Origin of the sequence: Amycolatopsis sp. NPDC059021 (assembly GCF_042739895.1) — a bacterium.
In the GTDB taxonomy this organism is placed as follows: Bacteria; Actinomycetota; Actinomycetes; order Mycobacteriales; family Pseudonocardiaceae; genus Amycolatopsis.
The window spans coordinates 32913-35860 of sequence record NZ_JBHYIQ010000090.1 but is presented as its reverse complement, the minus strand read 5'-3'; the positions used below and the strand labels follow the sequence as shown (position 1 = coordinate 35860).

General features: G+C 72.3%; 1 protein-coding gene. It reads right to left on the bottom strand.

Annotated features, from left to right (window positions below; genetic code table 11):
• A partial coding sequence (locus tag ACFWX1_RS37080) for a BTAD domain-containing putative transcriptional regulator (RefSeq protein ID WP_378394488.1) occupies window positions 1-2759 on the bottom strand: 2759 nt, incomplete at its 3' end.
• Window positions 2760-2948 lie beyond the last annotated feature (189 nt).

The window sequence follows — 2948 nt, the reverse complement described above, 5'->3', positions numbered from 1 at the left end:
GGCGCCGCCCCGTGGCGGCGCGCCGGGGCCCCACACGGGCTGCGTGGGCCCCGCCCCGGGGCGCCCCCTGGGGGTGCCACCCCCCAACCCCCCTCGGCCCAATGAAGTCCGGCCTCGCGGTCTCGTCCGGTGCCGCGCCGGAGCCTGCCGAGGGTGATCAGGACGTCGATGGTGCCGTAGTCGGCGTCGAGATCCCTCAGTTCGGCGAGTGCCCGCAGTCCCTGTCGTTCGGCTTCGGTATGACGGCCTGCGCCTTCCAGTGCCTCGGCCGCGTTTCCCAGCGACAGCGCGGCGTGGTACCGATCGCTCAGCTCGGTGAAGGCGTCGAACGCCGCCATCGCCGCTTCGGCCGCGTTGTCGAAGTCGCGAAGGCCGATCCGGGCCGCGCTGACATTGAGCAGCGCGTGCGGGACGAAGGTGCGCTGGCCGCGTTCGCGGGCGAGCCGGACCGCTTCGAGCGCGTACTGCTCGGCGTCGGCGAATTCGGAGCGGACGAAGTAGGCGCCGGAGAGATTGGACAGGATCGCGACGGTCAGCGCGCTCCCGCCCGTTTCCTCCGACGCCTTCTTGCCCTCCTCGAGCGCCTCCAGCGCCTTGTCGGCCTGCAGCACACGCAGATAGGCCGACCCCAGATTGTTGGCCGCGTACTGCAGTCCCAGCCGGTCTTTCGCGGCCCGCGCGGCGGCGACCGACGTCTGCCCGGTGGCGATCCATTCCTCGCGGTCGTGCCGTTCGGCGAAGAATCCCCGCAGCAGCCAGGCGAGTTTCCAGGCGCGAGCGGCCCAGCCGTGCCGGGCGGCGATGCCGACCAGCGCGACGAGCGCCGGTCGTTCCGCGGTGTACCAGGCGATCGTGTCCTCGTGGTCGACGAAGCCGACACCCTCGCCGCCGACGGGTTCCAGTTCGATGTCCTCGGTGAGCAGATCGGGACGCACGAGTTCGTTCGCCTCGGCGACCGTCGCGAGGTACCAGTCGGCCAGCCGCCGCAACGCGGAGACCCGCTCCGCTTCGGGGGTTTCGGCTTCGACGAGTTCGGCCGCGTACACCCGGAGCAGATCGTGGAACTGGTAGCGGTCGATCCGCGGCTGGTTGAGCAGATGCGCCGCGGCGAGCTGGTCGATCAGCGCGCGGGTCTCGCGCAGCCCGGTGCCGGCGAGCGCGGCCGCCGAATGCAGGCTGACGGTGACACCGGGATGCAGGCCCAGCAGCCGGAACAACCGCGCGGCCGCCGGGCGCAACGCCTTGTACGACCAGGAGAACGCGGCACGCAGATCGGTCCCGGCGTCCCGCGGGTCGCGCAGCGCGTCCAGCCGAAGGCGCTGATCCCGCAGCTCGTCGACGATCCCCGCCAGGGAAACCCCGGCCGGTGACATCTCGGACAACCGCGACGCGCGTTCGCCGGCGAGCGCCAGCGCGAGCGGAAGCCCGCCGCACAGTTCGGCGAGTTCGGCGACGGCACCGGGTTCGGCGTCCAGCCGTGCCCGCCCGACACTGCCGGCCAGCAGCGCCACGGTGTCCCGGTGATCGAAGGAACCCAAGGCGATCCGCCGCGCGCCCTCGCGGGCGATCAGTCCCCGCAACTGGTTCCGGCTGGTCACCACGACCAGGTTGCCCGGCCCCGGCAGCAGCGGCCGGACCTGCTCGGCGTCCCGCGCGTTGTCGAGCAGCAGCAGGGTACGGCTGGCGGCGAGCCTGCTGCGCAGCAGGGCCGATCGTTCCTCCACTGTGGAGGGTAGGGACTCCGGCGAAACGCCCACCGCGCGCAGGAACCCGGCGAGCGCCGCCTGGAGCGTGACCGGTGTCTCGGCGGAATGTCCGCGCAGGTCGAGGAACAGCTGGCCGCCGGGGAACCGGCCGGCGACGCGATGCGACCAGTGCACCGCGAGCGAGGTCTTGCCGACCCCGGCGGTGCCCTCGATGACCACGATGCCGCTCTCCCCGGCGGCCTCGTCGAGGAAGCCGTCCAGCGCGGCGAGTTCGGCCTCCCGGCCGGTGAAGCTCGCGACGTCGAAAGGGAGCTGACGGGGCACACCCCCGCGCCGGGGCCTGCCGGATCCGTTACCCGGCAAGGCGCCCTCGCCCGCCGCGAGCAGCTCGGCGTGCAGCCGCCGCAGCTCCTCCCCCGGCTCGACGCCGAGTTCCTCGGCCAGCAGCTCGCGCAGCCCGGCGTAGCGGGCGAGCGCCTCGGCCCGCCGCCCCGATCGCGCGAGCACCCGGACCAGCCGCTCCCACAACGATTCCCGAAGCGGATGCTGAGCCACCAGTTCGGTCAGTTCGGCGACGAGCCGCGCATCGGGAACCAGCCCCGAGTCGAGATCGATACGCTGCTCGACCGCGAACAAATAGCGTTCGGTCAACAACGGCGCCCATTCCGCCGCCAATGCCGGGGAGCCCGCGCCTTCGAGTGGTGCGCCGCGCCACAATGCGAGTGCGGCGGTGAGGATCGCGCGACGGCGATCCGGTTCGGCGGATTCCGTCGCGACGTCGACCAGGCCGAGAAATCGCAGCGCATCGACCCGCTCCGGCTCGACAACCAGGCGATAGCCGTCCGGTTCGGTGGCGACGGTTTCCTCGCCGTACAGCCGCCTCAGCCGCATGACGTACGTTTGGAGGCTGCCCCGGATCCGTTCGGGCGGTGCCTCCCCCCACACCCCGCGGGCGAGCGTCTCGATGGACACGAGCCGCCCCGCGCTGAGCGCGAGCGTGGCCAGCAGCGCACGCTGGCGGGAACTGGTGACGACGACCGGCGAACCGTCCACCAGCGTCTGAAACGGACCGAGGAGCCGGATATCGATGGTGGTCGCCCTTCGCCTGCGGCACCGCGATCGCCGCGGCTGCCTGGCTGGCAGCGTCGCATCACTCGGTCGGGTGCTCAAGCGCAATCGCGGAATTGCCAAGGGCACCCGGCCCCGAACGTGCGGCAGGGCCCCACGCGGATCGCGTGCTGT